General features: G+C 51.5%; 18 protein-coding genes. 12 read left to right on the top strand and 6 right to left on the bottom strand.

Annotated features, from left to right (window positions below; all coding sequences use genetic code 11):
* Nucleotides 1-14: 14 nt before the first annotated feature.
* Nucleotides 15-1,508 carry a polyphosphate:AMP phosphotransferase gene (gene pap, locus PsAD46_RS01895; RefSeq protein WP_057463258.1) on the bottom strand — a complete coding sequence of 498 codons (1,494 nt, stop codon included), beginning with the start codon at nucleotides 1,506-1,508 and terminating at the stop codon, nucleotides 15-17.
* 324 nt (nucleotides 1,509-1,832) lie between these two features.
* On the opposite strand from pap, the gene PsAD46_RS01890 reads away from it, so the two are divergent.
* Nucleotides 1,833-3,836 (top strand): bifunctional DedA family/phosphatase PAP2 family protein, encoded by a 2,004-nt coding sequence (locus PsAD46_RS01890; RefSeq protein ID WP_063303333.1) that lies wholly within the window; start codon nucleotides 1,833-1,835, stop codon nucleotides 3,834-3,836.
* An 11-nt stretch (nucleotides 3,837-3,847) separates the two neighbouring features.
* Here PsAD46_RS01890 and PsAD46_RS01885 read toward each other — a convergent pair whose 3' ends face one another.
* A complete protein-coding gene (locus PsAD46_RS01885) occupies nucleotides 3,848-4,165 on the bottom strand; it encodes a metalloregulator ArsR/SmtB family transcription factor (protein WP_057463148.1) in 318 nt (105 codons plus the stop codon).
* Between the two features lie 438 nt (nucleotides 4,166-4,603).
* Between PsAD46_RS01885 and PsAD46_RS01880 the strand changes: the two genes are divergently transcribed.
* From PsAD46_RS01880 to PsAD46_RS01865, 4 genes are all read left to right on the top strand, one after another.
* Entirely contained in the window at nucleotides 4,604-5,974 is a 1,371-nt protein-coding gene (locus PsAD46_RS01880) for a DEAD/DEAH box helicase (RefSeq protein ID WP_063303334.1), read from the top strand.
* Nucleotides 5,975-6,003: 29 nt separating this feature from the next.
* A complete protein-coding gene (locus tag PsAD46_RS01875) occupies nucleotides 6,004-7,056 on the top strand; it encodes a hypothetical protein (RefSeq protein ID WP_208981627.1) in 1,053 nt (350 codons plus the stop codon).
* A 75-nt stretch (nucleotides 7,057-7,131) separates the two neighbouring features.
* On the top strand, nucleotides 7,132-7,632 hold the full coding sequence (locus PsAD46_RS01870; protein ID WP_057463151.1) for an MmcB family DNA repair protein: 501 nt from the start codon (nucleotides 7,132-7,134) through the stop codon (nucleotides 7,630-7,632).
* A gap of 252 nt (nucleotides 7,633-7,884) precedes the next feature.
* The gene (locus PsAD46_RS01865) at nucleotides 7,885-9,531 is read left to right on the top strand and encodes a GMC family oxidoreductase N-terminal domain-containing protein (RefSeq protein ID WP_063306024.1); all 1,647 of its coding nucleotides are present in this window, start codon (nucleotides 7,885-7,887) and stop codon (nucleotides 9,529-9,531) included.
* Nucleotides 9,532-9,590: 59 nt separating this feature from the next.
* Here the strand turns inward: PsAD46_RS01865 and coaBC are convergent, their stop codons facing one another.
* From coaBC to PsAD46_RS01850, 3 genes are all read right to left on the bottom strand, one after another.
* Nucleotides 9,591-10,793, bottom strand: coding sequence for a bifunctional phosphopantothenoylcysteine decarboxylase/phosphopantothenate--cysteine ligase CoaBC (coaBC, locus tag PsAD46_RS01860; protein ID WP_063306023.1), 1,203 nt, complete (start codon nucleotides 10,791-10,793; stop codon nucleotides 9,591-9,593).
* Between the two features lie 149 nt (nucleotides 10,794-10,942).
* On the bottom strand, nucleotides 10,943-11,308 hold the full coding sequence (locus PsAD46_RS01855) for a hypothetical protein (protein ID WP_057463154.1): 366 nt from the start codon (nucleotides 11,306-11,308) through the stop codon (nucleotides 10,943-10,945).
* Nucleotides 11,309-11,467: 159 nt separating this feature from the next.
* Complete coding sequence (locus PsAD46_RS01850; RefSeq protein WP_063303338.1) at nucleotides 11,468-12,700, bottom strand: penicillin-binding protein activator; 1,233 nt, start codon at nucleotides 12,698-12,700, stop codon at nucleotides 11,468-11,470.
* Between the two features lie 357 nt (nucleotides 12,701-13,057).
* On the opposite strand from PsAD46_RS01850, the gene rsmI reads away from it, so the two are divergent.
* The 7 genes from rsmI (at nucleotide 13,058) to PsAD46_RS01810 (ending at nucleotide 23,344) form a co-directional block, all read left to right on the top strand.
* A complete protein-coding gene (gene rsmI / locus PsAD46_RS01845; RefSeq protein ID WP_063306022.1) occupies nucleotides 13,058-13,978 on the top strand; it encodes a 16S rRNA (cytidine(1402)-2'-O)-methyltransferase in 921 nt (306 codons plus the stop codon).
* Nucleotides 13,944-14,351, top strand: a complete 408-nt coding sequence (locus PsAD46_RS01840) for a YraN family protein (protein WP_153040665.1) — start codon at nucleotides 13,944-13,946, stop codon at nucleotides 14,349-14,351. The genes rsmI and PsAD46_RS01840 overlap by 35 nt, the downstream gene beginning before the upstream one ends.
* Before the next feature lie 118 nt (nucleotides 14,352-14,469).
* A complete protein-coding gene (gene gshB / locus PsAD46_RS01835) occupies nucleotides 14,470-15,444 on the top strand; it encodes a glutathione synthase (RefSeq protein ID WP_084404307.1) in 975 nt (324 codons plus the stop codon).
* A 179-nt stretch (nucleotides 15,445-15,623) separates the two neighbouring features.
* On the top strand, nucleotides 15,624-17,150 hold the full coding sequence (locus tag PsAD46_RS01830; protein WP_063306021.1) for a YifB family Mg chelatase-like AAA ATPase: 1,527 nt from the start codon (nucleotides 15,624-15,626) through the stop codon (nucleotides 17,148-17,150).
* A gap of 64 nt (nucleotides 17,151-17,214) precedes the next feature.
* Complete coding sequence (locus tag PsAD46_RS01825) at nucleotides 17,215-19,452, top strand: PAS domain-containing hybrid sensor histidine kinase/response regulator (protein ID WP_208981625.1); 2,238 nt, start codon at nucleotides 17,215-17,217, stop codon at nucleotides 19,450-19,452.
* A gap of 360 nt (nucleotides 19,453-19,812) precedes the next feature.
* Nucleotides 19,813-20,655 (top strand): GNAT family N-acyltransferase, encoded by an 843-nt coding sequence (locus PsAD46_RS01820; RefSeq protein WP_108818558.1) that lies wholly within the window; start codon nucleotides 19,813-19,815, stop codon nucleotides 20,653-20,655.
* A gap of 295 nt (nucleotides 20,656-20,950) precedes the next feature.
* Nucleotides 20,951-23,344 carry a PBP1A family penicillin-binding protein gene (locus PsAD46_RS01810; RefSeq protein WP_244273165.1) on the top strand — a complete coding sequence of 798 codons (2,394 nt, stop codon included), beginning with the start codon at nucleotides 20,951-20,953 and terminating at the stop codon, nucleotides 23,342-23,344.
* Here PsAD46_RS01810 and PsAD46_RS01805 read toward each other — a convergent pair whose 3' ends face one another.
* On the bottom strand, nucleotides 23,345-24,088 hold the full coding sequence (locus PsAD46_RS01805; protein WP_063303342.1) for a SprT family zinc-dependent metalloprotease: 744 nt from the start codon (nucleotides 24,086-24,088) through the stop codon (nucleotides 23,345-23,347). It abuts the gene before it with no gap.
* Nucleotides 24,089-24,215 lie beyond the last annotated feature (127 nt).

The raw sequence follows: 24,215 nt of genomic DNA, 5'->3' as shown, positions 1-24,215 counted from the left end.
CGAAGGACGCTGAGTTAGCTCTCCTTGTCCTTCTTCTTCATCGCCTTTTCGAGGGCATTGACGGTGGTTCTAAGCACCTGAATGCGGGCGTAGCGCTTGTCCTCGGAAGAGATCAACGTCCATGGCGCATAGCGGGTGGAGGTGCGGTCCACCATGTCACCAGCTGCGATGGCGTATTCGTTCCATTTGAGGCGATTACGCCAGTCTTCCTCGGTGATTTTGTAGTTCTTGTAGGCGGTTTCTTCGCGGGCTTTGAAGCGGCGCAGTTGCTCTTCTTCCGAAATCGCAAGCCAAAACTTGCAGAGGACGAAGCCGGAATCCGTCAGCTCTTTTTCGAAGGCGTTGATTTCGTTGTAGGCGCGCATCCAGTCCGCTTCGGAGCAGAAGCCTTCGACGCGTTCAACAAGAACCCGCTCATACCAGGAGCGGTCAAAGATGGCGCTGTGGCCCTTTTTCGGCAAGCGGCGCCAGAAACGCCAGAGGTACGGGTGCAGCTTTTCTTCAACGGAAGGGGCTGCGATTGGGTGCACCTTGTAGTTTCGTGGGTCCATGGAGCGGGTGAGGCGGCGGATTGAACCACCTTTGCCAGCTGCATCGTTGCCCTGGAAGACGGAGATTAGACCGAACTTTTTGAAACGCTTGCGATCTGTCAGGTACGCCATCTTGTCCTGAAGCTCTTCAAGCTCTGCCTTGTAGTCTTCTTTGGAGATGGTTGCTGTCAGGTCTATCGCATCCACCGCATTGGCCTGCGACAGGGTCGTGACCACAGCCGGAGCTGAAACCGGATTGCCGTTGCCGCTTTCCAGCTTCTTCTTCATGGATTGTGCGATGGTTTCAGCCAGTGCGAGATCGCGAACATCCGGATCCTGAGAGGGGATCACAAACCAAGGAGCATAGCCGGTGCTGGTTTGCAGGGATGCCTTTTCGCCAGCCGTCTGCGCGGCGCGATAGTGCTCTGAGCCAGACCATTCCTCAATGAAGTTACGGCCTTTTTTGCCTTTGGCTTCGATATCATGCAGGCGTTCCTGCTGCTCTGCCTTTGGAAGAGTGAACCAGAACTTGAGAAGGAGAATGTTCTCGTAAGCCAGCATTTTTTCAAAGCGGTTGATGGCTGACAGCTGGCGCTCCAGCTCTGCGTCGTCAATCTTGCCCATAACCGCATCACGCAAAGGTTCCTGATACCAGGAGCCAAACACAATGGAGGTTTCGCCCCGTGCTGGCAGATCACGCCAGTAGCGCCAGTAGTTTGGCCGAGCGCTTTCAGACTCGCTACGCTCTTCATGGTAGGCGTTGCAGAACAGATAACGGGTGTCCATCCACTCATACAAACGGGAGATCGCCGCGCCTTTACCCGAGCCGTCTACGCCAGCGAGCAAAATGATCGTTGCAAAAGCTTTGTTCTCTCTCAGCTTATGCTGAACTTCCAACAATTCCTCACGGAGTTCAGGCAGTCTTTTTTGAAGCAGCTCTTTGCTAACTGTCTGAGGAATGTTTGCAGACTGAAACATGCAAGTGACCTTCGCATCTGGGGCATGGCGTAAAATGTTATTTTTGCTCATTCGGCTTTGCTGCCAAGAATAGCCATTCTGTATTATTGCTTAAAGAGCTAAACGATGTTTTTCGTCACCAGAATTAACGTATGGGTCTGATTAGTGGGACTATTATGCTTTTTGAAGGGATTAGGGCTTGTTATTTCCCTTTCAAAGCGCCAGATGCCTGCATATAAATGTAACAGAATGCAGACCTTATTTTGGTCACCTTGGCACTATGTATACATTTCAAGCAGTCACCCAGCGATCTAAGTCATTTATGAAAGAGCTAGAGACTTTTCAGTGAACGTCGATTTCGTCACCACATTCCTCAACCACATTGTTGATTTCATTGCAGCAAACCCAGCGTTCGCTGGCCTTATCTGTTTTATCGTCGCAATGGGCGAAGCGCTCTTTCTGATTGGACTGGTGTTTCCAAGCACGGTTGTTCTTGTGGGCGCCGGAACGCTTATTGGCCTTGGCGAGCTGCCCTTTCTGAGCATCTTTTTATGGACAACCGCAGGCGCCGTAACGGGCGACGCGTTTTCCTACTGGTTTGGCTACTTTTACAAAGACAAAGTGCGCACCATCTGGCCATTAAGCAGGTATCCGGATTGGCTGCAGCGCGGTGAAGACTATTTTGCCAAACATGGCGGTAAGAGCATCTTCATTGGCCGTTTTGTGCCGGGTGTGAAGTCTGTGGTACCTGGAATTGCCGGTATGGCGGACATGAGTTTTGGCCGCTTTACGTTCTTCAACGTGACATCTGCTTTCGCTTGGGCTGCGATCCATCTGATACCGGGTGTGATGGCTGGCTCTGCTCTGTTTGCGATTGGCGAGTTCAATACGCGTCTGGCGATTATTCTTGGTGGCTTGCTGCTGGTTCTTTTGATTGCCGTGGCCCTGATCCGCTGGCTGATCATGTTTATTCTGCCAATCGTTGGCGGATCTCATCAGGCAACTGTCAATTGGTTTGCCCGCCGTCCTGATCGCTTCAGCCAATGGGTTGCACGGACGTATGACCCTGAAAACCCACGTAGTGTGGGAATGCTGGTCTCTGCGTTCTTCCTGCTTGTGACGCTGCCCGGTTTCATCTGGTTTACAGGTGCTGTGGCGCCGGGAATGCCGATGGCGCGGGCTGATCTTGCGATCAGCAACTTCTTCCAGATCGCCCGGACGCCAGTCATCGATAAGGTCATGGTTATGATCACCATGATGGGCGATGGTCATGTCACTGCAACCGTGACGCTGGCTGTTGGGCTTTATCTGTTTGGGCGGAAGGCATGGCGCAGAGCGACAGGCTTTGTCATCGCGATTGTCAGCTCCTCTATCTTTGTGGTGATCACCAAGGCATTGATTGGCCGCGATCGTCCGATTGAGCTGTACTCTGGAGCGGACGCATTTTCATTTCCATCGGGGCACGCAACGATCAATACGGTTCTGATCGGGGTGATTGCGGTTCTGGTGGCTCATGATCGTTCCCGTCTGAGCAAGACGATCATCTATTCTGTGGCGGCAACCTTTGCGATCCTGATCGGGTTCTCACGAGTTTATCTTGGCGCGCACTGGCTTTCTGACGTGCTGGCTGGTCTCTTGTTTGGCTCCGGTACGGTCTTCTTCTTCTCATTCGTGTTTGGGCACATTCACAACGAGAAAGTTGGCAGAACTGCGCTGACGATCATTTCGCTGAGTGCACTGGCGATTGCTTCCGTCTGGCACATCAGCACCAATTATAAGACAACTGCTGAGGCTTATGAGCCGCGCAGTGAATCCGTTGTGATCCAAAAATCCAGCTGGCGCTTGCAGGACTGGCGTTTGCTGCCTGCCAAGCGTGTATCCATTACGGGTGAACTGGAAGAGCCGATAACACTGCAATGGTCCGGCACGCCGGAACAGTTGGAAAAACAATTGACAGACCTGGGTTGGCGCAAGGCTCCGGAATGGTCTGTTCCAACGGCGACTGGATACCTGAAAGGCGAGACACCTGCTGGCGAATTGCCTCCGGTACCACACACTAATGCAGGCTTTCTGCCTGCGCTGACGATGGTTTATGAAAGCGATCAGGACCACAGACAGGTGTTCTGGCTCTGGGAAACCCGGTTCAAGCTCTCCGATGTGAGCGGAGATATTTCCAATCTGTATATCGGCGGTGCGCTGGACGAAGAAACCGTCCGTCTGTTTGGTGAGTTTTCAGGTCTGAAGTCTGAAGATGAAATTCCAGTGGATCTTCACATGTTCAACCAGCTACCGAATGCAGAAGAGAAGCGCAGGTGGGATGGTAGCTCTGTGGTCATTGCCGGGCCTTAAAGCAGGCCCTGCTAGGCTTTTTCCTGAGGAGCGCAATACAGGCCGTAGAGAGTTTGCAGAACGGATTCCACTTCGGCACTTGCCAGAGAATAATAGATTGTCTGGGCGCTACGACGGGTGGAAACCAGATTGCTGGCACGCATCTTGGCAAGGTGTTGAGACAGCGCAGACTGACTAAGATTAACAGCTTCTGCAAGTTCACCTACAGTACATTCGCTCTGTACCAGTCGACACAACACCATCAAGCGCTTGGGATGCGCCATGTTAGCAAGAAGCCGCGAAGCTTCCTCAGCGTTTTCTTCTAAGTCTTCAAAATTTGCATCAATCAAAGCTCGAACCCTAATCTTTAATGTTATTAGCAGCAGGCCATTTATAGGATGTGGGCCATAAAAGCAGCGTCATTATTCTTGGTCCCCATACATAAAGAAGAACATGAAACATGCAAGTAGCTGGACTGCTCTAACCAAATTTGTCGTCCTTTTCTTGTCGGGACAACCAGAATATTATGCTCTCCTGCAATAATTCTAGCATAATGTGGCGGGTCTATGTTAATAGCCCGATCAAACCGAGCCTCAGAGACTATTCCAGTAGAATTAATTGAAGCTGCCTGCTTTTGTGCTGGATTTCTCGAAGGCAAACTTCTTCAAGCTTGTTTTGTGCGCATCCTAAATCGAAAAACGGTTTCTACTTTTCCGGGACGCGCAAAAAACACATGATGAAATCAGCAGAACCGGCTTCGGACACTCTGCTCATTCGAAAGATCACTTTTGACCGACTTCGACAAACTTGGCGTTGCAAAACCATTTCAGATCGCCCTGAAATCTAAAGGTTATGACGAGCCAACACCTATTCAGGAAAACGCTATTCCATACATTCTGGATGGCAAGGACCTGCTTGGTCTTGCTCAGACCGGAACGGGTAAAACCGCAGCTTTCGCAGTGCCGCTTCTTCAGCGCTTGCTTGAGAGCCGGTATCGCGCAGCGCCAAAGAGCGTGCGCAGCCTTATTCTGACGCCAACTCGCGAGCTGGCGGATCAGATTTCAAAGAACATCAAAGCCTATTCAGGCCGCACCAAAATGTACTCCAGCTGCGTTGTTGGCGGTGTGCCATTTCCTCCGCAGTTCCGTGCTTTGCAGCGTGGTCTGGATGTGCTTGTGGCGACACCTGGTCGACTGCTCGACTTGCACCGCAAAAACGGCGTCAGCTTTGATGAGTTGGAGATTTTCGTTCTCGATGAAGCGGACCAAATGCTGGATCTCGGCTTTATCGCAGAACTGGAAGAGATTGCTTATCTGCTGCCGGAAAAACGGCAGACACTGCTGTTCTCAGCGACTATGCCTGCAGAAATTCGTGAGTTTGCTGGTCGCTTCCTAAGCGATCCTGTTGAGGTGAGCACTGCGCCACCAGCAACAACAGTAGAAGCTGTAATTCAGAAGATCGCGCATCTGGAAGATAACGCCAAGTATCCTTTGCTGAAGACGCTTCTTGAAACGGAAGAGTGCGAGCGCGCTCTTGTGTTTACGCTCACCAAAAAAGGCAGTGCGCGACTAGCTGCCCGGCTAAACGCAGACGGTGTGCCAGCAGAAGCTATTCATGGTGACATGTCTCAGGCAGAACGCCAGAAGACGCTGGACAAATTCAAGGGCGGTAAGCTGAAAACCCTTGTTGCGACTGATGTTGCAGCCCGCGGGATTGACGTTTCAGACATTTCGCATGTGATCAACTTTGACATGCCGAATGCGACCGAGAACTACGTGCACCGCATTGGCCGCACGGCGCGTGCGGGTAAGAGCGGAAACGCGATTACGTTCTGTTTGCCAGAAGATCGCGGCATGCTGCGTGCTGTTCAGAAGCTGATCAGTAAGAAGATCCCCGAGATGGATGGATACACCTTCTTCCCATCAGATCGCGAGCCGAAAAGTGCACGCAGCAATGCGCAATTAGCGGGCAAAAAACAGAAGCTTGGTGGGCAGCGGAAAGGCCCGGGCGGCGGTAAGTTCGCTCAAAAGCCAAAGGGCAAATCTTCTGCCAAGCCGAGTAAAAAAGCACCTCCACGCCGGTCGCCAAGCAAGTCATCTGACACATCTTCAGCGCCTGCTTCCGGTGGTGGCGTTTATCTCAAGCGCAAGAAGCCTTAAGCCTCCGCTCAATGCAGGGGCTTACGACAGTGCAGAGTGTATCTCACGGATTGGAAGTAAAGTTCCAATCCGGTGGTCGCAGCGGTGTGTTACTGGTTGTTTTCTCTCAGGTCCGGATACCCTCTGGTAAATTCGGGCTGGAGCGCTTGTTTGCAAAGACACAGCATTCCTGTGTTTTTCTGAATGATATCCATTCACAATGGTACCTAAGTGCTCAACAAGGCATTGACCGTGCGATTGACGAAGCGATTGCGCAAGAGAACCCGGAGCGCGTCATCTATTACGGCGCATCTATGGGGGCTTATGGGGCGTTGGTGACCGGCCTGCGGCGTCAGGACGGTGAGATTTATGCGTTTTCACCGGAGCTGGAGCTGGGTGTGGTTGGCACGCAGAGCGCTGCATACCTGACACCTTCTGCTCCTGATAAGGCAGATCTGCTGGCGCTTCTATCAGAGAGTATGAAGTATCCCGTTCACCTCTTCTTCGGGCTATTCGATTGGGTCGATACGAACGGATACCTTGCCGCGCAGCGATTGCCGCATTGTGCAAACCGGTTCTGTTATGGGGTTGCAGGGCCGCATGCGTTGCATGATCAGCTCTACTCTCTCAACATTATTCGCCAGCTGATCAAGACGTTTCAGCGCGATGTTGCTGAGCTGCTTAGGGCGCGAGGTCTCCTTATCACGCCAAACCTTGCTGACTGCGCGGAGTTTGTTCGTCTGGGGCAAGCGCTCGCAGAAGGCAGAGTGATGCATCTGCCAGATGTATCGAGAGCACTCTCTACAAATCCGGGCTATGGGTTGCTAAAGGCCGAACATCTTGCGTTGCAAGGAAAGCCTCAAGAGGGTGCTGAACTGCTTCAGGAGTGGCATAGTACCTTGCAACGTGATGCCGTGTTGAAGACGACACCAAAGCGTTGGCGCAAGAGTTTTTTGATAGGTGCAGCAGAGTTGTATTTAAGCTGCTCTGAGCACAGGAAAGCTCGGGAAGCCCTTGCTGACTGCGCTGCACAGTTTCCGATTGATGAACGGATGTTGCAGTTGGCAGCAAAGCTGGATTTCGTTTTGCCTGAAACTCAGTGAAGCCCTGATCTAATCTTGGATTGAAATTGTCAGACAGCTTGATAGTATCACCAAGAACAAAGTGGGAACGATTTCATGGAATTTGTGAAGGGCTCAAATCGCGTTCAACTGGATGATCCGCTGGTCGATGGCCGTCAGTCCGAACGTGCGTTGAAAATCCAGCGTGGGGTGCAACGCTATTTGCGAGTGCTGGGTCATACGAGCCTGCCAGAGATCACATTGGCGTCAGGCCGTCGGGCTGATCTGGTGGTTCTTGGCAAGAAGTCCGAGATTTGGATTATCGAGATCAAGTCATCCATTGAGGACTTCAAAGCAGACAATAAATGGCATGAGTACCGCGATTATTGCGACCGGCTGTTTTTCGCTACCAGCGCGGATGTCCCGCAAGAGATCTTTCCCGAAGAAACCGGCTTCATTCTGGCTGATGACTACATGGCAGAAATCATTCGCGAAGCTCCGGAACACAAGCTTTCTGCTGCAACCCGTAAAGCGGTGATTTTGCGATTTGCGCAGGCTGCGGCGAACAGACTGCACGATCTGACTGACCCGAACCAGAGAAACCTGCGCAGGGGATAAACTGGGGAAGAACCTCAGCAAGCCTCTGCGTTCAAATGTTATTTTCAAAGAACGCCCTCAGAGAAGTTTAGCGCATAACATACTCACCAGAATGTTCAGGTTTCCGTTTGGGGAAAGGCTCACTAACATTGAAACATAAAACAGCTTGTCCGTATTGGGGCGAGAGAAAAGTGTTTTAGACATTTTTGCTGTTTCATTTCCGAGAGAGTTGAGGGCTTTCGGGCGTGTGGTGTGTTTCTGGGGAGGGGCGCAATGGATTTTGATTATGTGATTGTTGGAGGCGGCTCAGCAGGGTGTGTGCTTGCAGCCCGACTTACAGAAGACCCTTCAGTAACCGTTTGCCTGCTTGAGGCTGGTGGTGAAGGAAAGTCCGTTTTGGTAAGAGCACCCCTTGGTATTGCAGCGATGGTTTCGGCAAAGCCCTTTGCCATCAACAATTGGGCTTTTAACTCGGTTCCACAAACAGAGCTGAACGACAGGACCACATTCCATCCACGCGGCAAGGCTTTGGGTGGCTCCAGCGCAATCAACGCGCAACTTTATATCCGCGGCCAAAAACAGGATTATGATGGTTGGGTGGAGCAGGGTGCTGAAGGGTGGTCCTTTGATGATGTGCTGCCCTACTTCAAAAAATCTGAATGTAATCAGCGCGGTGAAAGCGGAATGCATGGGGCCGATGGGCCTTTACACGTTTCCGAGCAACGTTCGCCTCTTCCAATATCGCATGCCTTTTTAGCTGCAGCTGAAGGCAGACAGATTAAACGCAACAATGACTTTAACAGCGGTGATCAAGAGGGCGTTGGGCTTTATCAAGTCACGCAGTTCCATGAGGATGATAAAAAAGGCGAGCGCTGTTCGGCTGCTGCTGCCTACCTTCATCCCGTTATGGATCGCCCCAATCTGACCGTGATTACCCATGCCCGCAGTACTCGGGTGTTGTTTGAAGGCAAGAAAGCCGTTGGTGTTGAATACAGCCAGAAGGGTAAACTTGCGACGGTGAAAGCTGGACGTGAGGTTATTGTCTCAGCCGGTGCTTTCCAGTCTCCGCAGTTGCTCATGCTTTCTGGCATTGGGCCAGCGGACGAGCTGGCGAAACACAACATTCCGGTCCTGCATGACCTGCCTGGTGTGGGTAAGAACCTGCAGGATCATCTGGATTACACCATAAGCTATCGCTCCAATAAAACGGATATGCTGGGATTGGGATTGAAGCCGGGCATTCAGCTGATCAAGGAGATACTGCGCTGGCGGAAAGACGGCTCTGGCATAATTGCTTCTCCGGCAGCAGAGGGTGGGGCTTTTTTGAAGACCAACCCGGAACTAGACAGGCCTGACGTTCAACTACATTTCGTCATCTCCATCATCGATGACCATGGTCGAAAGCTCTACGGTGGATACGGGTTTGGCTGTCACGTTTGCGTTTTGCGGCCAAAATCAACCGGGGAAGTTGGGCTCAATTCAGCAAATCCGATGGATGCACCGCGTATTGACCCGAAATATCTGACAGATCCGGAAGACATGGATGTGTTGGTGAAGGGTGTCCGCATGACGCGAGATATCTTGGAGGGGCCAGAGCTTTCTGACTACCGGGAGGACATGCTCTACGAATTTGGTCGTGATGAGCGCAGTATCAAGCAAGCGGTGCGGGAGAGGGCGGAGACGATCTATCATCCTGTTGGCACTTGCAAAATGGGCACAGATGAAATGTCGGTCGTCGGGCCGGACCTGAAAGTGCACGGACTGGAAGGCCTGCGAGTGATTGATGCTTCTGTGATGCCTTCGCTGATCTCAGGCAATACGAATGCGCCGACAATCATGATTGCCGAAAAGGCTTCAGACATGATCCTCGGTAAACCGCTTTTGAGTGCAGAACACGAGAGCGAACAGGTTTCGGCCTAAACAGAAAAAAGGCCGGTACGAACTTACCGGCCTTCTAACGAGACAGTTTGGCGAATGGGTTAAGCCAGCTCTGCAATCTTTTTGACAAGCTGGCGAGCGACTTCGTCCTTACCCATTTTCGGCCAATCTTCCACGCCGTTATGGGTCACGAGACGGACGGTGTTGTTGTCGCCGCCCATGACGTTATTCTCTGGGCTGACATCATTTGCTACAATCAAATCAGCACCTTTACGCTCCAGCTTTCCGCGGGCGTTGTTGATCAGGTCATTTGTTTCGGCAGCAAAACCAACCACTAGCTTCGGTCGTTTGCCTTGCAAGTGCCCTACTGTTTTCAAAATATCCGGATTTTCGACAAGGCTCAGAGCTGGTGGCAAGCCTGTTCCGTCTTTCTTGATTTTCTGGTTGCTATCGTGAGCAACCCGCCAGTCTGCTACGGCTGCAGCCATGATCGCGATGTCAGCTGGTAAGGCACATTCAACTGCGGCCAGCATAGCGCTTGCAGACTCTACGCGAATTGTCTCAACGCCTTTCGGGTCTGACAGGACTGTCGGGCCAGAGACAAGCGTCACTTGCGCTCCAGCGTTCGCGGCGGCTTCTGCAATAGCATAGCCCTGTTTGCCGGAGGACCGATTGGCGATGTAACGCACTGGATCAATTGGCTCATGGGTTGGACCAGCTGTGATGACAATGCGTTTGCCCTTCAGGGGCTGTTCTTTGGGAGAAAGGAGATCTTCAATCGCGGCAACAATTTCCAGCGGTTCGGACACGCGGCCATAGCCTGCTTCGCCTTTTTCCGCCATCTCACCCGCATTGGGGCCAACAAAATTCAGGCCATCCGCTTTCAACTGAGCAACGTTGCGCTGGGTGGCCGGGTGGCTCCACATTTTGGAGTTCATAGCAGGAGCAACGAGGACCGGTTTGTCATTGGCCAGCAATACGCAGGAGGCCAGATCGTCAGCCAGCCCGTGCGCCATCTTTGCCATGATATTTGCGGTGGCTGGGGCGACGACGACAAGATCCGCCTCTCGCGACAAGCGGATGTGGCCGACATCGTGCTCGGCTTCTCTGTCAAACAGCTCGGTGAAGACTGTGTCGCCCGTCAACGCACCAACAGCAAGCGGTGTGATGAACTGGGAGCCACCGTTGGTCAGAATTGCCCGAACTTTCGCGCCTCGCTCTTGCAGGCGGCGGATCAGATCCAGCGATTTATAGGCTGCAATACCGCCTGTGATGATGAGGAGAATGCGCTTGTCTGAAAGCATTTTAAAACCACCTTTTGCGCAGGCTTGATCACCATCAGGCCCGCCAACTCATTTCCTGAGGTATTTCTATCCGTTTTCGCTCCAGATTTCATTAGTTTCCTAAAGGCCTTTCGTCCCATTGAGTAAATCGCGGTAACAGTGCAGCGCCTTCAGATCCTGAATTTTCCGGGATGAGGCCAAATTTCCTCTTCGGGTTTATCGAATTGCATGAGTTCGATGAGGTTTCTACCCTCCAAAATGAAAGCGACCCAAACGCCTTTGGCCGGACTTTCCGGAGACAAAATAACGTTCTTACCTTGCAAAGCTTCGGTAAGGTCATCAACCACATAGGCAACATGAGGGGTTGTCTTGATTATCTCGGGGAGTGGGTTGTCATCATCAAAGTTCATCCACTCAATGGCATAGGGACCCTCAAAATAGCCTGTTGCAGTGAGTTTAAGGGTTTTGTTGTGGTGCGTTTCCGGCAGCTTTTCGCTGGTTGGAATACCGACATGATGAAAGCGTAGTTCCTGCATGGCTCCTTGCCTCTAATGGCGATTTTGCCAATGCAGATTAGGCTTTTTCGATCACCACAGCCCCAAGATAACAGGTGCAATTGAAGCCATTTTTCAGGGCCACACGCAAAAAAGCCCCGCTCTTGCGAGCGAGGCTTTCAACATCAAAAGTTTCGGAGCCTAGAATTGGCCAGAGAAGCTGCGAGGTGCCGGAGCAATTGGTTCGGCAGTCCTCTTGCCAGAAACAGCATAAACCGCAAGTCCACGGTCATTCAGGCCATCTTGCTGGAAGCGGAAGATACCATCAATGCCGAGGAAACCATCACGATTGGTCAACACACGGTCAGAGAAGCGATCAGGTCCAGCGGAGCGGACCAGCCCAGCGGCCAGAATTGTTGCATCATAAGCCAAGGACGCATTGCGCGGTGGTTGAGAGCCATAGGTTTCGCGGTAACGGGTCGCGAGACGCTCGAAGCTCTGGTTATCCGGACCCGGGAACCAACTGCCAACCATGACAGGAGACTGGAGGATGTCCGGTGTGTTCCATTGACCACTGCCGATCATCTTCACTTCACCAAGGCTTGCACCCATTTCGGTCATCACCTGCATCACAAATGGAGGAACACCGCCCCCTTCAGGAACAAACAGAGTGTCCACCTGCGAAATAGAGCGGCTCAGGCTGGCAACGCGAGCGCGGATGTCTTCAGCATTGCCCGGGATGTAGCGCTCAATGGTGATGATACGGCCATTTGTTTGCCCAACAGCCTGACGGAATGCAGCTTCAGCCACCGCACCATAGGCATTGTTTGGCAACAGTGCAGAATAGGAGCCACGCTCTTGTTCTGCTGCATAAGACACAATGCGGTTCACGTCAGATACTGGCAGGTAGCTGAGCAGGTACGTGCCCTGCTTTGCCGCATTGATATCAGAGGAGAATGCAACGATTGGAACACCAGAGCGACGCGCAACAGCGGAAGCACCCTGAACAGCTGGGGCAAAAACCGGACCGATAAGGAGTTCTGCACCTTCACTGATCGCCTGCTGAGCAGCAATGCTTGCACCCTCTGAGGTTCCGCCAGTGTCTTTTACGAGCAGCTGGATGTCAGCTCCCTGAAAATCCTCAAGTGCAAGCTTGGCGGAGTTTTCGAAAAGAGTGGCAACAGAAGCGGCGGATTGACCTTCGCCAGAGTATGGCAGCAGCAGGCCAACACGAACGGAGCCATTGCCGATGGCACGGCCTGAAACCAGCTGCGGCTGGCCGTTCGGGTTCAAATCAGGCTGAAAAGGAGTGTTCACCGATGAGAAGTTAGGTGAATTAACACAGCCAGCCAACAAGAAGGAGACGCCAAGTGCAGCCCCTGTCACAAGTTTGCGGAAGCTCATTCCACGCAGTGTGGCTGATCCTAAGCTCATGGATGCCCCATCTATTCCGAAGGCCGTTCCATCAATCCCTCATTTTGCAAGGGACGAAATCCGGCAATTTAAATTTAGAACTCGTCGCGATTGTTCCCGCGCCATGCTCTAATCGATTATTTTACGCACACTCTTATCCGAAAACCGGACCCCACTTCTCGGAGATATGCCTTAGTTTGGTTTATTTCTACAGATCCATCGCAGTTAATACAGCCTCAACCCAAGGAAATCCGCGATTTTTTTAAGGATTCTGTCAAAAACTCCCCGTTGTAATTAGTCATTTTGCGGTTTGTTGGTTAGATGTGCACTCTCTACTGTGCAAAACTTGCTCCATTCTGGAGCTTTCACGAGGCGACCATGGATCATTCCGAAGCTGCATCCGAGCGGAAATACTACATTGGCGAGCATTCGCTAACGGCTAAACGGATTGAACCGGGACTGCACATCGTTTCGACCCCAATCGGCAATCTGCAGGACATCACAATCCGTGCGCTGGAAACTTTGGCTGCTTGTGATCTTATTGCCTGCGAGGATACTCGTGTGACGGGTGTTTTGTTACAGCGTTATGGCATCCGCACGCAGATGATGACCTATCATGAGCACAATGCTCACAGGCAACTTCCCAAAATTTTGGAAGCATTGGGCGCTGGACGAGCCGTTGCGCTGGTCTCCGATGCAGGTACGCCGCTCATCTCTGATCCAGGTTTTCGACTTGTAGGTGATGTGGTGGAGCACGGGCACAAGGTGGTACCAATTCCAGGAGCTTCGGCCATGTTGAGCGGTCTGGTAGGTGCTGGTTTGCCTTCTGACACCATTTTGTTTGCTGGTTTTTTGCCCAATAAGACCCATGGCAGAAAGAAACGTCTTGAAGAACTGAGAGATATTCCAGCGACACTGGTGTTTTATGAGAGCCCTCACAGAGTTGGGGCTTCTCTTATCGACATGACTGAAATTCTTGGAAAGCGTAAAGCAGCTGTTGCCCGCGAGCTGACCAAGCGGTTTGAGACCTTCCAGCGTGGTACCCTTGCAGAACTGAGTGATTTCTATTCGGGGGATCGCCCTAAGGGAGAAATTGTTATTCTTGTTTCACCACCTGAAGAGCAGGAACTGACCGAGGTTGATGCAGACGCGCTGTTGCATGAGGCATTGAAAGAAATGCCAGTGAGCGCAGCAGCCAAAAAAGTCTCCAAAGCGACCGGGGTGGATCGAAAGACGATTTATACCCGTGCGATGGAGCTTAAAAATGCAGGAACCGCAGAAGAGCCCGAGAGCGACTAAAAGCAGCCTTCTGAAGAAGCAGGCAGCTTACCGAAAAGGCCTGCAGGCGGAGTTGAAAGCAGAGATGTTGCTTCGTCAGGCTGGCTGGCAGATTCTTGAAAGACGCTACAAAACCAAGCAGGGCGAGATCGATTTGATCGCCGAACAAGACCAGACGATCGTGTTTGTGGAGGTGAAAGCCAGACGGGGTGTGGATGATGGCTTATATGCAATCACGCAACGCTCTCAACGAAGGATTGCAAATGCCGCCCGAGAATGGGTTTCACACCACAACGATGTGGTTGGAAAAACCTTGCGATTTGATGCGGTTATTCTTCCCAAACACGGAGAAGCCCAACACTTCCCTAATCTTTTTGAAGCTGAAATTTTTTAGGAAACAAATATTTTATCGCAAAAATGTAGACAAATTGCTTTCTGACCCACATATCTGCAGCTAACATCCATTTTTATTTACATGGATTTCTATCCCAGCGTTATTTCAGGAGTGCCTCATGTCCCAAGCAGCTTCTTCTGGTGCCAAGCGGCCGCTTAAAGTCGCCGTACAGATGGACCATATCTCTACCATCAACATTGCGGGCGACAGTGCTTTTGCTCTGATGCTAGAAGCGCAGGATCGTGGTTATGAACTGTATCACTACACACCAGAGCGTCTGGCGCTGTGGGGTGAAAAGGTTATGTGCCGCGTTGAGCCGGTAACCGTGCGCGACGAAGCAGGCAATCACTTCAGTTTTGGTGAACCGCAGCGCGTTGACATGTCTGAAATGGACGTCGTTCTGATGCGCCAGGATCCTCCATTTGATCTGGCTTACATCGCTGCGACCCACATTCTCGAAAAGCTTTCCGAGACAACGCTCGTTCTGAACAATCCAGTCTCTGTGCGTAATGCACCAGAGAAACTGTTTGTGACCCAGTTTGCAGACCTGATGCCGCCAACGCTGATCACTCATGATCGCGAGGAGATTGATGAGTTCCGCAACATCCATAGCGACATCGTGATGAAGCCGCTGTTTGGACATGGTGGAGCTGCTGTTTTCCGCGTGACCAAAGATGACCTGAACTATGGGTCACTTTACGACTTCTTCTCCGTCACGTTCCGCGAGCCTTGGGTCATTCAGAAGTTTCTGCCGAATGTGAAGCACGGTGATAAGCGCATTCTCCTGGTTGATGGTGAGTTTGCTGGTGCAGTGAACCGTGTGCCTGCAGAAGGTGACTTACGCTCCAACATGGTGCGTGGCGGATCTCCAAAAGACAGTGACCTGACCGAGCGCGAAAGAGAGATTTGCGCACGCCTTGGGCCGACGCTGAAAGAGCAGGGGCTCATTCTCGTTGGAATCGATGTGATTGACGGAAACCTCACTGAAATCAACGTGACTGCCCCAACTGGCATTCGAGCGATCCAGAAGCTGGGTGGGCCAGATGTGGCCGGCATGGTCTGGGATGTGCTTGAGAAAAAGCTGGAAGCCTAAAAAGTAGCAAAAGCCCTGTTCTTCAACAGGGCTTTTCTTTTTCATCATGAACTCCGAGAATTCAGGTAGAGCTTCTTATGGGAGCTTTCGTATTTCTGAGTATTCAAGGCTTGTGTGTTTCTCATTCGTTCCTGCTTAATTACTACAATGATGATTAATTGTGGCCGCAGGAGTGTCAGGTGTTTGCTCGCATCTCTACCGTTTCCTTTCAAGGTGTCGACGCTGCAAATGTTGACGTGCAGGTCCAGATTAGCCCCGGATCCGTCTATTTCACTCTTGTTGGTCTGCCCGACAAGGCAATTGCAGAGAGCAAAGAGCGGGTTCGTTCAGCTCTCATTGCCTCCGGCCTGGCGCTACCCGCCAAACGTGTGACAGTTAATCTGGCTCCGGCTGACCTGCCAAAGGAGGGATCTCATTATGACCTTCCTATTGCACTTGGCCTCTTGGTGGCGATGGGGGCACTGCCTGCGGAAGCTGTCGAAGGTTTCCTCGTTCTAGGTGAGCTCTCACTGGATGGCAGCATTTCACACGTAAACGGAGCCCTCCCAGCTGCAATCGCTGCTGTTGCAAACGAGAAAGGTTTGATCTGTCCGGAAAGTTGCGGCTCTGAAGCGGCATGGGCGGATGAGAACCTGAAGATTATGGCCGCGGGATCACTGGTTCAGCTCTACCGCGCATTGAAAGGTGATATTACTCTTTCTGCCCCAGAACCGCGTAGCTCTCCACAAGCTGCCAGTTCACTGGATCTTGCCGATATTCGAGGTCAGGAAACAGCGAAGCGGGCACTAGAGATTGCTGCGGCAGGCTCTCATAACCTGATGATGGTCGGCCCTCCAGGCTCAGGAAAAACCTTGCTCGCAAGCAGGTTACCCGCTCTATTGCCACCACTTTCAGCTCGCGAACTGCTGGAAGTATCCATGATCGCTTCCATTTCAGGAGAGTTGGAAGATGGCGCTTTGAGCAATCAACGCCCCTTCCGGGCACCACATCACTCCGCATCCATGGCTTCACTGGTTGGCGGAGGCATAAAGGCCAGACCTGGCGAAGTGTCCATGGCTCACAATGGTGTGCTTTTTTTGGATGAACTGCCAGAGTTCGATAGCTCCGTTCTGGACAGCTTGAGGCAGCCTATTGAGAACGGTGTGGCGACGATTGTTCGCGCCAATTATCGGGTGAGCTATCCATCCATAGTGCAAGTGGTTGCTGCGATGAACCCTTGTCGTTGCGGATATGCAGGAGAACCGGGACATACTTGCAGGCGAGGCGATAAATGCGCCAGTTCTTACCAGTCGCGAGTGTCTGGGCCTTTCGTGGACCGGATGGATTTGCAACTTCATGTTCCCGCGGTTTCTGCAAGAGACCTGATCAGCCCGCGCACTTCTGAGAGTTCGCAGGTGGTTGCTCAACGTGTAGGGCGCGCTCGTGCAATACAGCAAGCTCGCTATGCCTCTCTTGGGTTAGATATCACTGTCAATGCACATGCCAGTGCGCGGACTATCGAGCAAATTGTTGCATTGGATCAAGGCAGTAAGGAATTAATTGAACAGGCCTCCATACAATTTGGTCTTTCTGCACGTGGCTACCATCGTGTTTTGAAACTATCACGGACAATCGCAGATATGGACGGGTCAGAGTCCGTTCAGCGTATTCACCTGGCCGAGGCCCTGAGCTTCAAACGCTCTTCAGCCTATTTGGCCGCAGCATAATCTGGTATATCCTACCAATTGAATTTTACTGATTTACCGAAATAGTTCGGGTGGAGCAAAAGCTGTGTTGAAACGGAGACTGAAAACTGAGGAGAGCACCCATGTTGTTACTCAGGCTCGCGTGTCTCTGATTAAGCAAAGCGAAATCACCGAGAAATCCTCCTTTGTTCTAAAGAGCCTCTCCATTTTTGTGGGCGTTATATGCTTGCTGATTGCGCTGCTGCTGACCGATTGGCAATCCTTGCAAGGTTTCTATGTTGTATTGCTTGCATTTGGGGCTGGCGCTGTCTTGTTTCGCCGGTTTCCAGCAAGTGATGTTATCGCCCAAAGTTGGAAGACAGCTCAAATCCAGAGTGAAGTGGAGCAACTTGAAGACCCATCTGAATTAGCTAGCGATACTGACTGGCAATTACGTGAAGCGGATGATCGGCATCGTTCCATTCTGGATGCGCTGGGCGCTATTGTGATCCGTTGTGATAGCAATGGGGTGGTGCTGTCAGTCAATGATGCAGGTAAACGCAATTTTCCAGCTGGGTTTGGAGTTGAGATCGGAGGAGCTATTCATCTGCCTTATGCCGATGACTTTACTCCTGATCTTGAGGAAGGGGCTGCTGGGACTACCGAAGACGTTGCTTTGCGCACAAAACATGGCACCCGCTGGTATTCACTCCTGCGCCTGAGCATTCGTGATGGCAGCGGTGGAGCTCCTATCATTCAGTGGATCCTGACGGATGTCACAGATAGGCGACAAGCAGAGCAAAAACTGCGGGAAGATCGCGATCATGCTGCAAATGCCAGCGAGGCAAAATCTCGCTTCCTCGCGATGGTCAGTCACGAAATTCGCACGCCTTTAAACGGTGTCTTGGGCATGGCAGATTTGTTGGATGACACGACAACCACTGCAGAGCAGCAAAATTACATTAATGCGATCAGAACTTCAGGCTCCACACTTTTGATGCTCATTGATGAGGTACTTGATTACTCCAAGATCGAAGCAGGAAAGCTGGAGTTGGAGACTGGCAATGTTGAACTTGCTCCGTTAGTGGAACGCGTTGTGGAGCTGCTCTCTCCCAAAGCCCATGCAAAGGGGCTACAGATTGGTTCATTTATCAATCCAGCCGTACCAGATACCATCCAGAGTGACCCGGCACGGTTGCAGCAAATCCTATACAATCTAGTTGGAAACGCGATCAAATTTACAGAAGAAGGCGGTGTTTCTTTAGTCCTGCAAGTCACTACGGATACTACAGGCCACCACTTGCTGGAGTTCGCTGTTCAAGATACTGGCCCCGGCATGGATGACGTCACAGCAGCTCGCATCTTCCGGGAATTTGAACAGGGTGAATATGGGCGAGACCGCAAGTTCGATGGAGCAGGCCTGGGCCTGGCAATTTCCAAACGACTCGCGGAACTTATGGGAAGTTCGCTCACCGTTCAAAGCCAGCTGGGTTGTGGCTCCACTTTCCTTCTTGAGATGCCAGTTGATGAGATTTCAGAGGACTTTGTAAAAGAACATAATGATCGTATCGCGATCATAACCAGCAATCAGATTGAGGCCGACCTCGTCTATAAAACGCTGAGCACAAGCGGTTACAATCACACCAAGGTTCTGGCAGCAGATGAACTAGAAGGTTTGTCTCCTACGATACAATTTGACCGTTTGCTTGTCGGTGAAGAATATGTAGAACGCATTCGCAATTTCTATGGGCGGCAATCTGAGAGTGCGCCGGAGATCTTTGTCCTCATTAAACCTCAGGAACGAGCTCGAATTGCCGACATCAAAACTGGAGAGTTCTCCGGTTACTTGACCCGTCCTGTTCGTCGCAGCTCACTGCTTCGGGTGCTCTCACCCAGCTCACTGCAGACTGACGAGGTAGACAAAGATATAGCAGAAGAAGAGGTGGCATCTACACCACAAGGCCAGAGTACAAATCTCAATGTGTTAGTGGCCGAAGACAATCCAATTAACTGGACGCTGGTTCAGGCACTACTGGACAAATTGGGCCACACATCCTCGCTTGCTGAGGATGGGCATAAGGCTGTTTCGCTCTGTGCCAGCGGCTCGTTTGATATTGTGCTCATGGATCTGCACATGCCCGGTCTGGATGGACTTGAAGCCATCTCAAAAATTAGAGGCCGGGAAGAAAAATCTGCATCGAAAGTGCCAATTTATGTTGTTTCAGCAGATGTTATGCCAGATGCAAAAGAAGAGGCTCTTAATGCTGGAGCAGACGGTTTTTTAAGCAAACCCCTAAAAAAGCAGGATCTCGAAGCTGTTTTAAAACGCTATGCTAAGGGATAGCTCGGTATATTTAGCCTGTTCAATATCACGAGGCGGTTGTTATACTCAGATTAACCGCGACCGCAGCATTGTTTAGCAGATGTGAGCGTCGTTACGCGGGTAAATGTTGGTGTTATGTCACTCAACTGTCCTAAAATGGGCTTATATCACAGATTGACTACCCAAAATTGACATGGGTGACTCGATTGGTGCAAATTCAGAAAGGCGTTCTCATTATTGCATTGTTTCATAAACACCTAAGCAATATGAGATAATAATAGTATGGCTGGATCTGGACATATCTCCCCGATGAAAGTCCTAAAAAAGTTTACACCGAGCAAGTTGTCAGGGCGACCTGCGCCGCGGTGGATCCCTCAGGCAATGCTTGGAAAAATGCCGGAGGCAGGACAAAGCCTCGGTAAGGTCGGCCCACTTGAGGTTCGTCTTTCCAACGGAGCCAAAGAACTCAAGCAATCTCAGCGTTTACGCTACGAAGTGTTTTACGAAGAGATGTCCGCTATTGCAGATGCACAAACGCAGTTATCGCGTCTTGATCGCGACAGTTATGACGAGATTTGTGATCATCTATTGGTCGTTGATCACAACAGTCAGGTTCGCAACAAACCATTTTCCAAACTCAAGCCGCAGATTGTAGGCACATACCGATTGCTCCGTCAGGAACTTGCACAGCTCAATGGCGGTTTCTACACAGCAGGTGAGTTTGATATTCAAGGGATTCTGGATCGCCACAGTGATCTGAATTTCATGGAACTCGGTCGTTCTTGTGTTTTGAAACCTTATCGCACCAAGAAGACCGTAGAATTGCTATGGCATGGCATCTGGTCTTATGTGCTGACGCACAATGTAGATGTAATGATTGGCTGTGCCTCTATCGAAGGTACTGATCCTGATCTTCTTGCTGAGCAGCTTTCCTTCCTGCATCATTTTGCTAGTGCACCAGAAGAATGGCACGTATCAGCGCTGCCGGACCAGTATGTAGAAATGAACCGCATTGCGAAAGATCAGGTGGATCAACGCGCTGCGCTGCGTTCTCTGCCACCGCTGATTAAAGGATATTTACGCCTTGGCGCCTATATCGGTAACGGAGCAGTTGTTGATCACCAGTTCGGCACCACTGATGTTTTGATCATCATGCCAGTGTCCAAGCTGAACTCACGCTATGTGAATTACTATGGCCAAGATGCCAGCCGGTATTCCAGCTGATCACAAAGCTATCAATGTTTCAAAATGGAGAGGGCGGGTTTCCGCCCTTTTTTATTTGCGTAGAAGCGCTAACATCTCTGCATATTTGTGGCATTTCCCGGCCAACTGCGCGCAATTCACCTCAATAGCTTAACGCACAATTAAGCGTGTTTCCCTAAAATCGTTCGTGTTTTGTATCCAGGTTGCGACCTCCCTCCCAAGCGGTCAGCAGCCTGAGTTTGTTCAGGCTTGCTCAATCTTTCATGGCAATATTTGCCCAAAATTTGAGTGATTGGTACTGGGGTGTTTTAAAGTTATGGCGACAGGCCAAAATGGAAATGGCAAAAAACGGAGGCCAGTGCGCCCCGGGCAACGCCCTTCCGGCAGGCCGCCTCAACATCCTGAAGGACAGCGCTCAAAACGCCCAGCACAACCTCAACGCCCACGCTTACAAGGCGTCGCATTGCGTCCGGACGAGGTCGAAGATTATATTCGCCGTCCGAGCAAAGCCAACGCTCCAAGCAAGCAATCATCATCAGGGCAACGCTCTTCACCGCAAAACCCAACGGCACAGGCCAGAAAACCTGCTCCTCAGCGTCCCAGACCTGCGCAAGGAATGCCAGTCAAGAAGCCTGCCAAAAAACCTAGCCGCAAGGCACGTCAACAGACACTGGCAGCTCTTGATGCAGCGACCTCTTCTGGCAAGCCAAAGAGCCAAAGCAAGTTTCGGCGGTTCTTGTGGAAGTCCTTTCGCTTTTCCATGTATTGGAGCGTCGTACTTGGCATTTGGGGGATCGTCGTTGTTGGCGGAATTCTCACCTATTACGCTGCGCATTTGCCACCAGCTTCGGAGTGGGCTGTTCCGCAACGTCCACCTAACGTGCGCATCGTTTCAGCAAACGGCACTTTGATCGCCAATCGTGGGGATACCGGCGGAGAGGCCGTCCGTTTGGAGCAGTTACCTACGTATCTGCCTGAAGCTGTGATGGCTATCGAAGACAGGCGGTTCAGATATCATTTCGGCATCGATCCAATCGGTCTCGCCCGCGCTGCATTTGTCAACTACACCAGCGGGCGAACTGTGCAGGGCGGATCAACACTCACACAGCAGCTGGCGAAAAACCTGTTCCTAAAACCTGAGCGCACCATGCGACGTAAGATGCAAGAAGTGGTGATGGCACTGTGGTTGGAGTGGAATTACAGCAAGGACGAAATTCTGGAGATGTACCTTAACCGGGTCTATCTCGGCGCAGGGGCATATGGTGTTGATGCCGCGTCGCGAGTTTATTTTGGTAAATCCGCTCATCTCATCAACCTTGCTGAAGCGGCAACCATTGCAGGACTTCTGAAAGCACCTAGTAAGTATGCCCCCACACGCAATGCCGCTCTTGCAGAGGGTCGTGCGCAGGTGGTGATCGCATCAATGCATAAGGCTGGCTTCATCACCGCTGATGACGCCAAGAACGCATTATTCAACCCAGCGCACGTGGTTACAAGCCACAACAGCAGCAGTGGCAATTATGTTGCTGATTATGTGATGGAGTTGCTACCCGGCTTTGTGGGCTCTATTGGTGAGGACATCATCGTCGATACCACCATTGATTGGGACATGCAGCAAGCGGCAGAAACGGCGCTGACCACTCGAATTGCGGAGTCTCGCCGAGAGTTTAATGTCACTCAAGGCGCGGTTGTTACGCTCAATCGCAGCGGTGCAATCCGTGCTCTGGTTGGTGGTGTTGATTATCGGAAAAGCCAGTTCAACCGCGCTGTATATGCACGCAGACAGCCGGGATCTGCCTTCAAACCGTTTGTTTATCTTGCTGCGTTGGAACGGGGTATGACCCCTAATACTGTCCGCAGGGATGCTCGTGTCACCTACAGGGGTTGGACGCCGAAGAACTACACCAAGCGATACTACGGCGATGTGACACTGACACAAGCGCTTGCATTTTCGATCAACACCGTTGCAGCAAAGTTGGCGCATGAGGTTGGCCCGGCCAATGTGGCGCGTACAGCGCGCCGTCTGGGCATTACATCCGCGCTGAAGTCCAATCCGTCCATCGCTCTTGGAACTTCTGAGGTCACCCCGCTTGAAATTGCAGCTGCGTATGTGCCTTTCTCCAATGGCGGATATGGTGTCGTTCCTCATGTGGTACGGCAAATTCGAAATGAACATGGCAAAGTGCTTTATCGCCGTTCCGGTGATGGTACAGGACGCGTTGTTCGTGGAGATAAGCTGAGTGAAATCAATACTATGATGGCACAAACAGTCTATGGAGGCACAGGAAAACGCGCGCTGTTGGCTGGACGACCGGCGGGAGGCAAAACCGGTACAACGCAAGGCTACAAAGATGCGTGGTTCATTGGTTATACAAACTCACTCACCACTGCGGTTTGGCTTGGGAATGATAATAACAAGCCGATGAAGAAGGTGAGTGGAGGTACACTACCAGCAGAAATCTGGGCATGGGTGATGGAGACAGAGCATCAGGGTATCCCGATTGCCAGACTGCCGGGTGTGCCGATTAATCTTGCCGAAACATCACCATTGTTGAAACCGGGCACTGCGCCTACGCGTCGTCAACCAACATTTGTGGCAGCTCCTCAGCCACCAAGGCCTGCTGTTCAAGCAACAACAGCTCCGCGCCCGCAAAACAACACCAGCACAAGCCCTCTGGACCTGCTTGGAAGGTTGTTTGGCGGTGGTTAGCTATTCCTGTCCGAAAAGGTGAAGTTGAGAACCGTGCTCTTTGAGCCAGCGTTGGGCTTGATTTGTGTGGGGTGCTAACTGCTCACAAACACGCCAGAACTCTGGTGAATGATCCAGTTTCACCAAGTGAGCAACTTCGTGAGCGGCTACGTACTCCAGAATGTCGGGTGGTGCCATCACAAGGCGCCAGGAGAACGATAGTTTCCCATCATACGAGCAGGATCCCCAACGGCTCTTGGTGTCTCGTAGTGTGATGCTATGATAGTTGCGTCCAAGCTTCTTTGTGAAGTGTTGTACGTGTGCCTCAAGAGCTTCTTTGGCTGATTTGCGCAGAAAATCTTTGGTTTTACGATGAAAGCTTTGGGTTTCGCCCGGCAGCAACAACAGCGGTTCATCCGTCTCTTCTTCGAGATCAAGCTTCGCAAGCCCACGCAGTTTGCCAGAAGACCGCAAGGTGTGCAGGACACCTTTAATGGGGATGCGCGCACCCTCTTCAAATTTGATGGTATCCGGACGAGAACCCAGTCTTTGCTTCAACCACTCGACTTGCCGGTTGGCGAAATCCTGGGCTGTCTTCAAATTGCCACGGGCAGGAACAGTGATGACGGGTGTTGGGTCTCCAGGGGGAATTCTGAGGATATAGCGCTTTGCTCTGGAGTTACGCTTCAGGCGGATTTGCAGAGGCTTATGCCCCAGATCCACCTCAATAAACTCCGGCAAAACCTTTGTCGCAAAGAACCCCATATCACCTCAAAAATTGCACTGGTCGCTCTCGTTATTGCAGAGAAAGGGGCGATTTGAAAGTCGACCAGTGCGAATTACTTTAGCGCGTGTGTTGCTTTGCGAGTAAGCCTCAACGCACAAAAGGGTG

Source organism: Pseudovibrio sp. Ad46, assembly GCF_001623065.1.
Taxonomy (GTDB): domain Bacteria; phylum Pseudomonadota; class Alphaproteobacteria; order Rhizobiales; family Stappiaceae; genus Pseudovibrio.
Note: the sequence above shows the minus strand (reverse complement) of the source record. Positions and strands in the feature narration are given on the sequence as shown.